Here is a 15,925-nt window from a genome sequence, read left to right on the forward strand (position 1 = left end):
ATTACCAGAGCCGTTTTGCCTCCCAGCCGTCTCAGCAAACGCAAATTCCTATCAGAATAAGCCTGCTGTTTTCCCTCGGCGACAAGTCACCACCTGCACCTCAGTCACATGATATGGCGTAGGAACTCTGACCAATCACGTAAAGAGGGTAAAATTCGGCGAATTCAATCAAGAGTAAAGCTGTGTTTTGCTGTTACCTAGAGTGTTAGCCATTTCAATGCAGCCTCTGAATGGCATGACCCTCTACGAAGGAGACCCCGACGACAATGTCTGGACAAGAACCCAACGCAGGTGGCACCCCGCCTCCAAATGTCCCGGACCTCACGCAGTTAGTGCGTGACAACTGGTTGAAGTTTCTGGTGCTCGGAGTACTGATGGTGATTGGTGGTACGATTGTGTTGGTCATACCATACGCGTCCTCCATCGCAGTAGCACTGGTTATTGGATTGGTTCTGATAGTCGTCGGGGTTCTTCAACTTTGGCACGCCATGCAGGTAAAAGAATGGGGAGGCTTCCTCGGGCAATCACTGGTCGGCATCATCGCGCTGGTTGGTGGGGTAGCAATCTATTATAACCCTGTCGCCGGCACAGAAGCGCTGACACTCGTGCTCTCCGCTGTCTTCATAGCGCAAGGCATTGCACAGGCGCTGTTCTCATTCCGTTTACGACCTCACACCAGTTGGGGCTGGATTCTGGCCTCTGGCGTCATAGCAATCGCAGCTGGCTTGATGATCCTGCTCGACTTCCCTGCTTCAACCGGTTGGGCTCTGGGCCTTGTGGCTGGCATTTCCATCATGTTCAACGGCTGGAGTTATGTGGCCATCGCGCTGGCCGCGCATAAGAAAGCATAATGCGCTTCAAATGAGAACTTGATCGGAAGATTGAATTCAAAAAACAGCGTGCCGCGCAATCTAAAATGAGCGCGGCACAATTTTGTAATCAATAGGCCTGCATCTGCCATTCTTTGATGGCATCCAACGGATAAACCAGCATGATCACATTGAGTGTGAGGTTGTCCCTGATGATCGCTCCAACAATCAGTTCCATGGCAAGAATGAGCACAACAGTCAGCCAGACCGGCAACCGTGCAGCAAGCCAGAACCCGAACATCATCCAGATAATATCAAAAACGGAATTCAGAACACTGTCGCCAAAGTAATCGAGGGCGATAGTCGCTTCGCGGTAACGATTGATAATGTAGCTGGAGTTTTCGACAAGCTCCCATGTCGCCTCAACAATAACCGACAGAACCAGCCGAAAGCCCATTGGCCAGCCTAGCCCACCCGTAAAGAGACGGCCCATCCACCAGAACAAAGCATAAAACAGCATGCCGTGGATGATGTGAGACGGCGTGTACCAATCAGAGATATGCTGGCTGCTATCAGCACTGTTGGCGTTGCCCGCCCAAAGTTTGATCACCCCACATTTGCAGATTGGTTCCCGCCCCATAGCAAGAAGGATAGCGGCAGTCGCGATCAGCAACAAAACGGTGATCAAAGCATAGTGCTTGTTGTTCAAACGGTTGAGCATCAATCAAACTTTCAAAATGAGCAGGAACTAAAATCTTATCCGCGAAGGATGAACAGGACCTTCAAACAAGCCTTCGTATATAAGCAACGCCTAAATCAATCAACGAAAACCACAAGAAACGTGAGTTGAATTAAGTCAGTAATGTGCAGCTAAAAGAACAATGTGGCAAAAAGAAAAGGCTCAGAGAACCCCTGAGCCTTTTCCAAAACTATGTTGTCGCCAGCTGTCAGCTCGGCTTTCCAAAGATCACAGAGGCATTCACCCCGCCAAAACCAAAGCCATTGGACATGACATATTTCAGGTCTTTCTCTTTGGACGCATTCGCCACCAGATCGAACTGGGAAGCCTCATCATCCGGCTCTTCCAGATTCAGTGTCGGAGGAAGCACACCTTCCCGCAGTGCCATAATAGAAGCGATTGCCTCAAGAGCACCGGCAGCCCCCAAAAGGTGCCCCGTCGCCGATTTGGTTGAAGAAACAGCCAGATCTTTCCCACGATCTCCAAACACAGCCTGAATGCCTGCAATCTCTGCAGCGTCCCCAACTGGTGTGGATGTACTGTGGGCATTGATGTAATCAATGTCGTCAGGATTAATCCCTGCCTGCTTCAAGGCCTTACGCATCGCAGCTTGCCCACCTGCGCCATCCGGAGGAGAAGCCGTTACGTGGTGGGCATCAGCTGACGTGCCATACCCCAGGATCTCCGCAAGCGGTGTCGCACCGCGAGCGAGGGCATGCTCAAGCGTCTCAATCACCAACATCGCAGCCCCCTCACCCATGACAAATCCATCACGGTTTTTATCAAAGGGACGAGAGGCTTTGCTAGGCTCATCATTAAACCCGCTCGACAGCGCACGGGCAGCAGAAAAGCCGGCAAACGAGACAGCATCAATGCAAGCCTCAGCACCGCCAGCAAGGGCAACACTTGCCTCACCGCTCTTGATCATGCGCACCGCATCACCAATGGCCTGCACACTGGCAGCACATGCGGTCACAGGCGTTCCCAACGGGCCCTTAAACCCATTGGCAATCGAAACCTGACCCGCTGCAAGGTTTGCAAGAAAGCTCGGTACAATAAACGGTGACAGACGCCGCGGACCTTTGGTCTCAACGGTGCGTGTAGCTCCGGTCATCGCTGGAAAGCCACCAACTCCGGATGCAATGATCGTCGCGGTGCTCTCCTTCTCTTCGTCCGTTTCAGGACGCCAGCCAGCTTGCTCAACGGCTTCTTTGGCTGCAACCAGAGCATAATGGATAAACAAATCCATCTTCTTCTGGTCTTTAAAAGGAATAGCAACACTGGCATCAAAGCCAAATTCATCTTCGTCGATGGTTGGAACCTGTCCTGCCACCTGACAAGCATGCTCGCTTCCATCAAATCTGGTAAGAGCGCGAATACCACTTTCAGAAGCTACCAGTCTCTTCCAAAACGGGTTGATCCCAACACCTAGGGGCGAAACAACCCCCATACCGGTTACAACAATCCGCATCTTCCCTTACTCCTAAGTCAAAGAACGCAGCAACCGACTCCTGCGCGCTCTACAAAATGCTCGCGTCCCAATTATGACGCCATCAGGTCGCCAGAGTAATTGGATATGTTTTGAGAGTTAAGAACAAACTGCACAATTGCAACTCATAGTGGATAACATCTTGGGATTGCGGAGTAATCAGTTTTTACGCCCTAAGCAGAATGATCGACAATCCACTCGGAAAGGAGAAAGGTACAGCAAGATTATGGACAGCATCTCACACCATGCATGAGAGCAAATACAGTTGAAATTGCAGTTTGTTAGCAAACACCACTTCTGTGCAGCATACGAATTTGGTATTACAAGCCAACCGAGCTAGCATTTCCACTGGCATTAAATTGCGCACATGTGTATACACATGGCAATTCGAGCCGCTTCAGGCTCCATTTTCATGTACCTAAAAACACGAGGTCTACTAATATGGCGAAGATCAAGGTAGCAAATCCAGTCGTCGAGCTCGACGGCGATGAGATGACTCGCATCATTTGGCAGTTCATCAAGGACAAGCTGATCCATCCTTACCTGGACATCGATCTGAAGTACTACGACCTCGGCATTGAGTCCCGCGACGCAACAGACGATCAGATCACTGTTGATGCTGCAAACGCAATCAAAGAACACGGCGTTGGCGTTAAGTGTGCAACCATCACTCCAGATGAAGCACGCGTTGAAGAATTCGACCTGAAGCGCATGTATCGCTCTCCAAACGGCACCATCCGTAACATCCTGGGTGGCGTTATCTTCCGCGAGCCAATCATCATGTCCAACGTTCCACGTCTGGTTCCAGGCTGGACACAGCCAATCATCGTTGGCCGTCACGCATATGGTGATCAGTACCGCGCGACTGACTTCAAATTCCCTGGCAAAGGCAAGCTGTCCATCAAATTCGTTGGTGACGACGGCGCTGAGATTGAACACGAAGTATTCGATGCTCCTTCAGCCGGTATCGCAATGGCGATGTACAACCTGGATGATTCTATCCGCGACTTCGCCCGTGCTTCCATGAACTATGCTCTTGGCCGTAAGGTACCTTGCTACCTGTCCACCAAGAACACCATCCTCAAAGTATACGATGGTCGCTTCAAAGATATCTTCCAGGAAATCTATGACGCTGAGTTCAAAGAGAAGTACGAAGCAGAAAAAATCTGGTACGAGCACCGTCTCATCGATGACATGGTTGCTGCATCCATGAAGTGGTCCGGTGGTTACGTTTGGGCTTGTAAGAACTACGACGGCGACGTTCAGTCCGACACCGTTGCACAGGGCTTCGGTTCCCTTGGCCTGATGACTTCCGTTCTCATGTCACCAGACGGCAAAACCGTTGAAGCAGAAGCTGCACACGGCACAGTGACCCGTCACTTCCGTCAACATGAAAAAGGTGAAGACACTTCCACAAACTCCATCGCATCTATCTTTGCATGGACCCGTGGCCTTGCGCACCGCGCGAAACTCGACGACAACGCTGAGCTGAAGAAGTTTGCTGAAACTCTTGAGCAGGTATGTATCGATACAGTTGAAAGCGGTCACATGACCAAAGATCTGGCTCTTCTCGTAGGTCCAGAACAGAAGTGGCTCACCACCACTGGCTTCCTCGACAAAGTCGACGAAAACCTTCAGAAAGCTATGGCGGCTGCGTAAGTTCTGCCAAAGCGCTGATTTATGAAAAGGGTGCCTCCAGGCACCCTTTTTTGTGGGCGAAACAATTGCGTAGGCCAGTCGGGCAAACCGATTGAAAGTCTGCTACTCCCTTTAAATCAAGGGAGTACCGAACAATGCATCCTTCACGAATACGGCCCTACCGTAATCAAAAAGGATCCAGTCGATGAAACCACAACTCTTACTGTTACTGCTCGGCGCGGGATTGGCAAACTTTGCTCAAGCTCAGGATAATGACGCCATAACCGCCAAGAAAATTGGCCCGTATTTCCAGCTGGAAATACAAACAACAGCCCCATCAGGAGAAGAAAAGAACTCGATCTTTGTGATGGATACAGGATCAACCGGCATCGTTGGCTCCGCTGGCTTTTTTATTCCCACAGCTGGAGAGCTGGCCAGCTCCACCTGCTCAACCCTGTCCTACTCCAGCTCAGGGAACACCTATGCTGGATACATAATCAATCGTGATCTCTCGTTTGGCACGCCCGGTAAGGCTCTTACAAAACACCTCAAAAACTTTCCGGTCTTTGCCGCCGTACAGCATTGCCCAAACAGTAAGAACAAGCCCACCTGCTCAAAGACACCTGCCCCCACCTGTAACCACAACCCTAAGGTTTTCATGATGGGAGTTGGTTTTGACAGTCCCCATGGCATTTCCCAGGTGGATGCAGATCAAGCCAATCCCACAAATCCATTCCTTAACCTGGTAGACGACAACGGCGTCCCTTTCGAGAACCAGAATTATGCCCTCACAAGCACGTACTCAAACAACAGCAGCATAGATGTCTATCTGGCATCCACTCAAAACCCGCTCCCCAATCTGGGCAAAACGCTTACGCTTCCATTATCGGCATCACCAACAAATCCAACGGCTTTGGTCGCACCTATCCTCCCCTTTGCAATCACAAGCAAATCCAATGGCGAGGTCGTTTATCCGCCAACCGGTCCCCAACCAACCCGCGTTCTCCCCGATACTGGTATTTCATATGGAATAGTCTCAGTAGCTAAGACCACGCCTCCGTGTTGCACTACCAGCCCTAACAGCGGACAGATTGAAACGTCAGACTATGAGATGCAGCTTTACGTAAATAAGCAAAGCAAAGAACCGCTGGTGACACTAAGCTATGGGAGCAATCAGGCTCTCGGCCACTCAGCCAGATGGTCCTTAGGGCATCAGGATGTTAGCCCGATGCTATTTAACAGCGGTCAGCTGTTTTTCGAACACTGCAACTACTTCTACTCCCCCGCAGATAAGCAAGTGACCCTAAGCTGCGCTTCAGACCAATAAGGCTCACAGGGAGCGGAACAGCCGCTCTGACGCTCCCTGCCAGATCTCGACATGCATCTGCCTGATTGCCGCAAAGCTCCCCATGACTTCACCGGCCCCTCGCTGCCGAAATCTTGAGTACGCCAAAACAACGCCTAAGTGAGAACACATTACGCTTTCAACCTAGGCGGACGGTCACTGTTTCCAATCCGGCGCCTCTTATGTTTAAAAAGATTGTTCTGCTGCTCCTCCTCGCATTTGCTGGGGTCTATCTCTACAACGCTTCATGGCTTTCAAGCCAAACTCCATCCGGCAAACCCAGATTCATTGCTCATCGCGGCGTCCACCAGACCTATCATCGCAACGAGTTGACCAACCAAACTTGCACAGCAGAGCGCATTAACACGCCTACCCATTCCTTTTTGGAAAACACAATTGCCTCCATGCGGGCTGCATTTGAAGCTGGCGCAGATATTGTCGAGCTGGATGTACATCCAACCGCAGATAACAAACTTGCCGTCTTTCATGACTGGACACTGGATTGCCGCACCAATGGACTGGGCATCACCAGATCTCATTCACTTGCAAAACTCAAAGCACTGGACATCGCCTATGGCTACACCGCAGATGGCGGAGAAACCTACCCTCTAAGAGGAACCGGCATAGGTGCAATGCCAGAACTTGAAGAGGTTTTCCGTGCTCTTCCCGGCAAGAAATTCCTGATCAACTTCAAGGAGAAAGAACTGCTCTCGGCAGAACTCCTGCAGGAGAAGCTTGACAAGCACCCTGAGTGGAAAGCGCAAGTCTGGGGCGTCTATGGGGCATCCGCCCCCACCTGGAGCATTGCAGACAGCGCGGAGGAAATCGTAGGCTTCGACAAACGCCAAACCAAAGCCTGCTTAAAAGCATACATTGCTCTCGGCTGGAGTGGTTACGTCCCGCAAGAGTGTAGAGGCACGGTCATCGGCGTTCCCTCAAATTACACATGGGCTGTATGGGGCTGGCCGCATAAGTTCCAGCAAAGGCTCAAAGAATATGGCAGCGAGGTCATCGCATCCGGCCCATTCACATTACAGGGGGTCGGTGGCGGCATAGACACACCGGAACAACTTGCTGCGGTGCCAGATAGTTTCGACGGATACATCTGGACGGACAAAATCGAAGTGCTCGCACCGTACATCCAAGGCCAGATTACGAAGTGAACTCCACATCCGTATGATGGCTCTTCCGCTCATCAATGGCTTCATCAATAATCTTCTTTGCTATAGCCGGTTTACGGTCCATGAAGCGGCGCAGGTCTTCCATCTTGAGGACCATGAGCTGAACGGGTGTTCGCGCAACAGCGCTGGCCGTTCGCTTGCGGTGAGCAAACAACGATGCCTCGCCAAAATGCTCACCCTCACCATGTAAAATACGGTGGTCAGAAAACACTTCTTCCACTTCACCAGATGCAATCAGGTAAAGGCTGTCTCCATCCTCGCCCTTCTCACAAATGGTTTGTCCAGCAGGCACACTGTGCGAATGTAAAAGCTCCGTCACTGCAGCGATCTCAATCGCAGACAGGCGCTCAAACAGCGGTATGGTGGCCACCATACCCCAGGTGATCACAAAATCTCTGCTATGGATCTCACGCGCAAACGCAGTGCCAACAATTCCAACTGGCAGCGCAAACAGGCAGTACCCCATCAACATCACCAGACTGGCAATGGTTTTACCCATCGCTGTGACAGGCACAACGTCACCATAACCAACCGTAGTGAGAGTTGAAAACGCCCACCACAATGCACTCGGAATAGTACCAAAATGCTCCGGCTGCGCGGCATGCTCAACACTGTAAAGCAGCGTTGCAGACACGAGAGCAACCCCGAAAATCAGCACAAGACTGCCAACAATCGCCCTCTGCTCAGCAACCACTGCAGAAATAAGAGAGCGAACAGCAGGCGAGTATCGCGCGATCTTCAAGAATCGCAACAGACGCAAAATAACAAGCGATTTCCAACTGATACTGGTGAAGAACAACGAAAGCCAGAAAGGCAGAACAGCCACAAAATCAACCAGCGAAAGCGGCTGCATCGCATAAACAGCACGCGCTTTGAGCGAACCATATTTCCTCAAAGGAGGATGCAGGTCTGAAACCCAAAGCCGCAATAAATATTCAACGGCAAAGATTGAGCCAGCAATGAAATCCAGCAGAAAGATCTGCCAGACATACACTTCTCCGATGCTTGGCTCCGTCTCAAGGACAGCAAGTCCCACATTCACAACAATAAAGATGATGAGAATAGCATCAATCTGCTTGGCAAGCCGGTTACCAGCACTGCTGCGCTCCAGCAGATTATAAACTTTCAACTTGATGGAGTGTGCCACCAACGCCCCCAATAAAATTCCCGGGCACTTGAAGAAACAGATAAAGCAATCCCAACAGCAATAAACCTCCCTTCACCATTTTACAGGCCCACGCAAATCGCAAAAAGAGGCACCCAGCGAAAGTAACTGGCAAAAAATAAAGGGGAGATTAAATCCCCCCTTTGCAACTCTTAGATCTTTGGTTCGGTATTAAAGCGTTTCAAGGTGAGCCTTGATCGCAGCAATCGCCTCATCAGCCTTGCTTGCATCTGGGCCTCCAGCCTGCGCCATGTCCGGACGGCCACCACCGCCACGACCACCAAGAGCAGCAGAACCAATGCGAACAAGCTCAACCGCACTGGCTGTCTCACTCACATCCTTGGTCGAGCCAACAACGATCGCAGCTTTTCCATCTTCCGCTTTGCTGATCAGCACAACAACACCGGAACCAATCGCAGTCTTGCCTTCATCGGCAACAGACTTGAGATCCTTCGGATTGATGCCTTCAAGAACACGAGCCATAAGCTTGAACTTACCCGCTTCAGTAACACCGGCATCCCCATCAGAGCTGCCACCGCCCATCGCAAGTTTCTTCTTCGCGTCCGTCAGTTCACGCTCAAGCTTCTTACGCTCATCCAGCAAGCTTGCAATACGAGCAGGAACGTCAGCTGCAGCAACCTTAAGCAAACCAGCACTTTCACGCATCAGCGCATCCTGCTCTGCCAAATACTTACGTGCTTCATCACCAGTGAGTGCTTCGATACGGCGAACACCAGCAGCAACAGCACCTTCAGAAACAACAGTCACAAGACCAATGTCACCAGTGCGCTTCACATGCGTACCACCGCAAAGTTCCACAGAGTAAGACTTTCCGGTTTTCTCGCCAGTGGTTGCCGTACCCATGGAAACCACACGGACTTCATCGCCATACTTCTCACCGAACAGAGCCATCGCGCCAGCTTCGATCGCCTCGTCAACTTCCATCAAAGAAGTCTCAACAGCACCGTTCTGCAGCACGATCTCATTGGCCAGAGCCTCAACCCGTACCGTTTCTTCAGCGCTGACAGGCTTGGGATGCGAAAAGTCAAAACGCAGACGTTCTGGCGTAACCAGAGAGCCCTTCTGAGCAACGTGAGTACCAAGCACTTCACGCAATGCTTCGTGAACCAGGTGCGTTGCGGAGTGGTTGGAACGAATGGCACTACGGCGAGAATGGTCAACAACCAACTCAAGCGCATCGTCCACCTTAACTTCACCGCTCTCAACGCGAACAAAATGGACGAACAGGCCGTCAGCTTTCTTCTGCGTGTTGGTGACAGCAAGGGAAACACCATCTGCAACCATGGTACCACAGTCGCCAACCTGACCACCGGATTCGCCATAAAACGGTGTCTGGTTAAGGATCAAGGATCCCTCTTCACCCTGCTTCAAAGAAGTAACTTCTTCACCATCCTTCACAAGGTTCAAAACAACGCCTTCTGCCTTCTCAGTCTCATAACCGAGGAACTCAGTCGCGCCTGCTTTCTCCTTGATGGAGAACCAGATGGCGTCGGTTGCAGCATCACCGGAACCTGACCACGCCGCACGCGCTTCAGCACGCTGGCGCTCCATAGCAGTATTGAACCCATCGGTATCAACCGCAATCTCACGGCTACGCAATGCATCCTGTGTCAGATCGAGTGGGAAGCCAAAGGTGTCATACAGCTTAAACGCTGTTTCACCATCAAGCTGATCACCGGAGCCCAGAGAACTGGTCGCATCTTCCAGCAGGCCAAGACCGCGCTCAAGAGTTTTGATGAAACGCTTTTCTTCCAGCTGAACAGTCTCTTCAATAAGCTTTTCAGCACGTGGAAGCTCAGGGAACGCCTGACCCATTTCACGAACCAGAGTAGGCAGCATCTTGAAGATGACCGGCTCTTGCGCACCCAAAAGGTTTGCATGGCGCATCGCGCGGCGCATGATGCGTCGCAATACGTAACCACGACCTTCATTGGACGGCAGAACACCATCAGCAATCAGGAAGGCCATAGACCGCAAGTGATCTGCAATCACCCGGTGGCTCGCCTGCGCTTTGCCAACAGCTTCAACACCAGTGAGATGCTCAGAGCTTGCAATCAACGCCTTGAAGAGATCGATCTCATAGTTGTTATGCACGCCCTGCATAATCGCAGCAAAACGCTCAAGACCCATGCCAGTATCGATGGATGGACGCGGCAGATCGATACGCTTTTCTGGCAGCTGCTCGTACTGCATGAACACGAGATTCCAAATCTCGATAAAGCGATCACCATCTTCCTCAGGAGATCCTGGAGGGCCACCCCAGATATGCTCGCCGTGATCGTAGAAAATCTCGGAGCATGGGCCACAAGGACCGGTATCACCCATGGCCCAGAAGTTATCCGAGGTCGGAATGCGGATGATCTTCTCATCAGCAAATCCGGTCAGCTTCTTCCAGATCCTGAAGGCTTCATCATCCTCCGAATAAACGGTGATCAACAGCTTGTCAGCCGGCAGCCCGTATTCTTTGGTGATCAGATTCCACGCCAGCTCAATAGCGTTTTCCTTGAAGTAATCTCCAAAGGAAAAGTTGCCCAGCATTTCAAAGAAGGTGTGATGGCGCGCAGTGTAGCCAACATTATCCAGATCGTTGTGCTTACCGCCAGCGCGGACACATTTTTGCGAAGATGTTGCACGCACGTAATCCCGTTTTTCCAAACCGGTGAATACGTTCTTGAATGGCACCATACCCGCATTTGTAAACATCAATGTCGGATCATTGCGTGGCACCAGTGGACTGGAAGGAACAACTTCGTGTCCGTTCTTTGCAAAGTAGTCGAGAAAAGCCGACCGAATTTCGTTGACGCCACTCATAGGTATTGATGTCCGTCTCGTTTTCTAGTGGGCAGCTACTTCAACAATCACAGCCGCCAAATTGCAGGGTATGTGCATCAAAAACGATGCAACAAAAAATTAGTATCTGCCGCGTTTTAGCCATATGCAGCAAATCTGTCCATAAAACCCTACAAAAAAAGAGGCTGGATAAATCCAGCCCCTCTAAACTCTATTGGTTTTCCGCAGCTTTTTCCGGATCATCAATCGCTTCAGCGATCAAACCTGCATTCTGTCGGATAGCAAGTTCAATCTCATCCGCCAGTTCAGGATTCTCTTTCAGGAAGGTTTTCGAGTTCTCTCGCCCCTGCCCCAGCCGCTGGCTGTTGTAGGAGAACCACGCACCTGACTTCTCAACAATGCCGCCTTTCACACCAAGATCCAGCAATTCCCCCATTTTGGAGATGCCTTCACCGTAGATGATGTCAAACTCAACCTGCTTGAATGGAGGCGCCAGCTTATTTTTCACCACTTTCACGCGGGTCTGGTTACCAACAATTTCGTCACGATCTTTAATCGCACCGATACGGCGGATATCCAAACGCACAGAAGCATAGAACTTGAGCGCGTTACCACCAGTTGTCGTCTCAGGCGAACCAAACATCACACCGATCTTCATGCGGATCTGGTTGATGAAGATCACCATGGTGTTGGATTTGGAAATGGAAGCGGTCAGCTTGCGCAGTGCCTGACTCATCAAACGAGCCTGCAGGCCAGGGAGCGAATCGCCCATCTCACCTTCAAGTTCTGCTTTTGGCGTCAGCGCAGCAACGGAATCGATCACCAGCACATCAATCGCACCAGAGCGAACCAGCGTATCGGCGATCTCAAGTGCCTGTTCACCAGCATCCGGCTGAGAGATGAGCAGGTCATCAATATTCACACCAAGCTTGCGTGCATAAATCGGATCCAGCGCATGTTCAGCATCAATAAAGGCGCAAATTCCGCCTCCTTGCTGCGCACAGGCAACTGTGTGCAAAGCCAGCGTGGTTTTACCGGAGCTTTCAGGTCCATAGATCTCAACGATACGCCCTTTTGGCAGTCCACCGATTCCAAGACCGATATCAAGACTGAGAGAACCAGTCGAGACGCTCTGGATTTCTACGGCCTGCCCCTGGCCCATGCGCATAATGGAGCCTTTACCAAAGGCTCGTTCAATTTGGGAAAGCGCTGCATCCAGTGCTTTATTCTTGTCCATCTGATTGCCCTCAACAAGGCGAAGTGAAGTTTGTGCCATACGTTCTCATCCCTTATTCCACGATGGACGCGTAGTTTCAAAGTCAGTTATTTGTACTCATTTTGTTCCAACTTCGCAATACCTGATAACTAACTAATAAAAATAGATTAATTTCAATGTGTTCTCCTATTGTTCAACATGTAGATAACTTTTCCCGACACCTGTTTGGAGGAACGCATCTGGAATCAAATGGAGCCGCAAAATTTATTTTGGATTCGTAAAATAATTATTTTAGATCGTAATCCTCTTAAGATCTTGTAATATATTGCACTTTCACCTTTCAACCTTACGTCTATCTGTGCCTCTCAGCTCAAATCTAACATAATTCCACAACATGCTGATTTCATGTGTTTTTTTATCTTTGCATGTAGGTTTGCGCTCAGCAAACCGAAGCAAACCCGGACCATCTAAGGACCCTTTACAAAAGTCGGCATCACTATGAACGCCTGAACTTGATTAACATTTCATATTTCATATTTCAGCAGAGCTAAAGAATCTAAAGCAGACTTTTACGCTTTTTTGAGCAACCTTTCACGCTCCTGATGGTAGGTCATAAGTACATCATCAACCATTCTCTCAACCATCACCTTTTTCGGTCTTTTCCTCTTAGGCAGGTAGCCACTCAACATATCAGAGATGGAATCGTCATACTCGACATCTGCTTTTACGACATACTCGGGCCAGTATCCGTGTCGATCCAGTGACACCCAAATAGCGTCATATAGGGGCCATCGTTCAAGATGGAAATTCCCTTGCATAACATATTGATTATCAACACCTAACTCTTGGCACATGAGCACGTAAACATCTGCGGGCAAGCGTGTTTTTCCGCTCATATAATTCTGTAACGAACGATACGGCAGCCCAATCTTTTCACTCATATGCTTGAGTGACATTTTAGCGAGCTTCATCGTCGCCTTTAGGCGCGCCACCAGCTGATCATTTATTTCATCCATTGACAATGCACCAATTTAGGTGCATTTTTATATGAAATGCACCAATACAGGTATTTAATATGTCCGACATTACTCGCACTATCACACTCACTATTACAGGATCACCAGACCTATACTGCGTAGTTAGAGCTGGTTTTGTAAGCAAGGGATTATCATTGAACAAATGGTGTAATGCAAATGGCGTCAACCGTCAGACCGCAGAAAAATCGCTTAAAGGAGAAACCAACTCTCACAATGCACGCGAACTGATCCTACGACTTGTAGAAGCTTCAGGAGTTGAGCTTAAGGGTTGAGTTCATGAACGCTATCGTTTGCTCAGAGTTTGCCAAGCTAGCGAACATCTCTGACAGAAAGGCAAGAGAAGCCCTTTCCAAGTGCTATTCTGGCAACCTTTGGAGAGAGAATAGGCTAGCCGTGAGCATGGTCACAGGCTCGAAAGGTCAAGGTGGCAAACAATACCTAGTAGAGGTCTCCAGCCTTCCAACCGAATTACAAGAGCGTTTTCACGAGTTACGCAAGCGCAATGCTGTAAGCGCTTATTCCCCCCCAGAAGGACAAGCAGCATCTAAAGAGCATGAGTGGAAAGTAAGTATGATTAGACCAATACTTGAGCACACTAAAGGCTCAGCTGGACGCGCCAATGAGTTCGATAGGCTTAGTGGGCAGCACGTAGTTGACTGGCAAGGACGGCGGAAGACTCTTAAGAAATCTACCCTTCAGCTATGGGTACGAACCTTTGAAGATAGCGGCCAACTTTATCTTTCCTTGGCCTCAAAAACGAGGGCTGACAAGGGTAAACCTCGGGTCATCATTTCAAGAGCGTGGGATAGCAACGTCTCGTTATCCGATGACAAAAAACTAGAAATACTGAGCAAAATAACAAAAGAAATTCAAACCCTTGTCGCCAATGGAGCAACCTTAAAGCAAGTTCGTATTCTTGGTCAGAAAGAATTGAAAGACTTGACGTTAGCGCACGGCTTTGAAGCGGTTGCAAATTTCAATTCACCTGAAATGTTCAAAGTTCCAGAAAAACTAATCCAACAGCAGAGCAGATTTAAAGCTGTTCACCTTCACAACAGTGACCGCAAGGCAAGTGAAGACAACAATGCACGAATTACACGCTTCATTTCTAATGATGATGAACCCATGAAGATTGTTGTAGTGGATGTGCATCACATCAATGTCCTCATCGAAAGAGAGGACAGCACAACAGCAACTCCTAAGCTCCTTGCGTTTTACGACATCGCGACAGGCCGTGTCTTCTGGCACCTAGCCTTCTTCAACAAGCGTGGCAGCGTGCGCAACATTGACCAAATAACCGCAACCGTTGACATGCTAAACAACCCTTCTTTCGGGGTGCCTCAATACATCTATGCAGATAATGGCTCAGAGTATAACTTTGTTGACGATCTCCAAGACCTTTTACAGTTAGGCGTGCAACTAAAAGTCTTTTCAAGCGCTGAAGAGAGAAACCGCGTTATACGAGCAACCCCATACAACGCTGCAGCAAAGCATGTAGAGGGCTGGTTCAAAGACTTCAACCAGCAACTTATGCAACACATTGAAGGATACATCGGTGATAATCGCCATGCGCCCAAAAGTCCGAAAATAGGAAAGCTCCCAGTCTTTAAAGGAGGTTTTGAGGCATTCGTAAAAATCGTTGAAGGGCTCATGCAAGCTTATGAGCACATGCCTCAAGATGGACAGCATTTAAAAGGGCGTTCCCCTGCACAAGTCTTTAAGTCTTGGGTGCAACGTGGTTGGCAAGCAACCATCATGGACCCGACTGACGCCAAGTATGTCTTTACGAGAGAGGAAACACGTGTCCTTGATCGACACACCTTCAAAGTTGCTGGGCGCAAATGGTTCTGCAAAAAACTGCTCGCATATTTTGACAAAAAGATCATTGTTCATATCCCCAAATACCACGGCTTCTCAGAGCTACTAATCACAGACCTAGACGGCAATGAAATTGGCATAGCTAGGACTGATACTCCGTTCCACGTGCTTGACACACGTGGCGCTGTAGAAAGCCGAGATCGAAAGTCCACACGCAACAAACACTTAGTCGAAATGGGAAAATCAGTTGGCAAAGTTGACATGGTAGAGAAGCTAATTGCTTACGGCGAAAGCTTCGATCCGGTAGAGCCAAACGAACCAGATGGCGTTGTTCGCATTCAAACCCATCGCAGTTCAGGTCGAGCACTCGACCCTATTTCACCCGAAATGAATGAGTTCATCAACGAAGACGAAGAGATCGACGAAATTGACGCAGCTCGCCGCGCACTTGCTTCAGCGGGTAATAGTTAGTGGAGAATAACAAATGATACTATCGCGGCCATATGTCCCTGATCCAGACACTTACGTAGAGATAGGAGCCGTTGAGCGCACAAGACAAGCGATTTTGAGTGCAATGAAGTCGCCATTTCCTTCATACATTGTAAGTCCACCCGGCTACGGTAAAACCACGGCGTTGTATTATCTTTCGCAAGAATACGGCGGGGATTATTGCCAGA

12 protein-coding genes are annotated in these 15,925 nt (G+C 49.6%); 6 read left to right on the forward strand and 6 right to left on the reverse strand.

Annotated elements, in window-relative coordinates:
- Positions 1 to 266 precede the first annotated feature (266 nt).
- Positions 267 to 851, forward strand: coding sequence for an HdeD family acid-resistance protein (locus PPL9_RS10205; protein WP_057462592.1), 585 nt, complete (start codon positions 267 to 269; stop codon positions 849 to 851).
- An 88-nt stretch (positions 852 to 939) separates the two neighbouring features.
- Here PPL9_RS10205 and PPL9_RS10210 read toward each other — a convergent pair whose 3' ends face one another.
- Together PPL9_RS10210 and fabF are read right to left on the reverse strand one after the other, a co-directional pair.
- Positions 940 to 1,530: a DUF2585 domain-containing protein gene (locus PPL9_RS10210; RefSeq protein ID WP_057462593.1), complete on the reverse strand. Its 591-nt coding sequence runs from the start codon at positions 1,528 to 1,530 to the stop codon at positions 940 to 942.
- Between the two features lie 226 nt (positions 1,531 to 1,756).
- Positions 1,757 to 3,019 (reverse strand): beta-ketoacyl-ACP synthase II, encoded by a 1,263-nt coding sequence (gene fabF / locus PPL9_RS10215; protein ID WP_057462594.1) that lies wholly within the window; start codon positions 3,017 to 3,019, stop codon positions 1,757 to 1,759.
- A gap of 459 nt (positions 3,020 to 3,478) precedes the next feature.
- Here fabF and PPL9_RS10220 point away from each other — a divergent pair, with 459 nt between their 5' ends.
- From PPL9_RS10220 to PPL9_RS10230, 3 genes are all read left to right on the forward strand, one after another.
- A complete protein-coding gene (locus PPL9_RS10220; RefSeq protein ID WP_057462595.1) occupies positions 3,479 to 4,696 on the forward strand; it encodes an NADP-dependent isocitrate dehydrogenase in 1,218 nt (405 codons plus the stop codon).
- Between the two features lie 184 nt (positions 4,697 to 4,880).
- Positions 4,881 to 6,002 carry a hypothetical protein gene (locus PPL9_RS10225; RefSeq protein WP_057462596.1) on the forward strand — a complete coding sequence of 374 codons (1,122 nt, stop codon included), beginning with the start codon at positions 4,881 to 4,883 and terminating at the stop codon, positions 6,000 to 6,002.
- Between the two features lie 200 nt (positions 6,003 to 6,202).
- Positions 6,203 to 7,183, forward strand: coding sequence for a glycerophosphodiester phosphodiesterase family protein (locus PPL9_RS10230; protein WP_057462597.1), 981 nt, complete (start codon positions 6,203 to 6,205; stop codon positions 7,181 to 7,183).
- Here the strand turns inward: PPL9_RS10230 and PPL9_RS10235 are convergent.
- From PPL9_RS10235 to PPL9_RS10250, 4 genes are all read right to left on the reverse strand, one after another.
- Entirely contained in the window at positions 7,173 to 8,348 is a 1,176-nt protein-coding gene (locus PPL9_RS10235; RefSeq protein WP_057462598.1) for a cyclic nucleotide-gated ion channel, read from the reverse strand. The two genes, PPL9_RS10230 and PPL9_RS10235, sit on opposite strands and share 11 nt — an antisense overlap.
- Before the next feature lie 189 nt (positions 8,349 to 8,537).
- Positions 8,538 to 11,198: an alanine--tRNA ligase gene (gene alaS / locus PPL9_RS10240; protein ID WP_057462599.1), complete on the reverse strand. Its 2,661-nt coding sequence runs from the start codon at positions 11,196 to 11,198 to the stop codon at positions 8,538 to 8,540.
- Positions 11,199 to 11,388: 190 nt separating this feature from the next.
- Positions 11,389 to 12,453 carry a recombinase RecA gene (gene recA, locus PPL9_RS10245; RefSeq protein WP_057462600.1) on the reverse strand — a complete coding sequence of 355 codons (1,065 nt, stop codon included), beginning with the start codon at positions 12,451 to 12,453 and terminating at the stop codon, positions 11,389 to 11,391.
- Between the two features lie 509 nt (positions 12,454 to 12,962).
- On the reverse strand, positions 12,963 to 13,409 hold the full coding sequence (locus PPL9_RS10250) for a helix-turn-helix transcriptional regulator (protein WP_057462601.1): 447 nt from the start codon (positions 13,407 to 13,409) through the stop codon (positions 12,963 to 12,965).
- Between the two features lie 297 nt (positions 13,410 to 13,706).
- Between PPL9_RS10250 and PPL9_RS10255 the strand changes: the two genes are divergently transcribed.
- On the forward strand, positions 13,707 to 15,719 hold the full coding sequence (locus PPL9_RS10255; RefSeq protein ID WP_057462602.1) for a hypothetical protein: 2,013 nt from the start codon (positions 13,707 to 13,709) through the stop codon (positions 15,717 to 15,719).
- A 13-nt stretch (positions 15,720 to 15,732) separates the two neighbouring features.
- A partial coding sequence (locus tag PPL9_RS33190) for a hypothetical protein (RefSeq protein WP_208989285.1) occupies positions 15,733 to 15,925 on the forward strand: 193 nt, incomplete at its 3' end.

Source organism: Pseudovibrio sp. POLY-S9 (genome assembly GCF_001431305.1).
Taxonomy (GTDB): domain Bacteria; phylum Pseudomonadota; class Alphaproteobacteria; order Rhizobiales; family Stappiaceae; genus Pseudovibrio.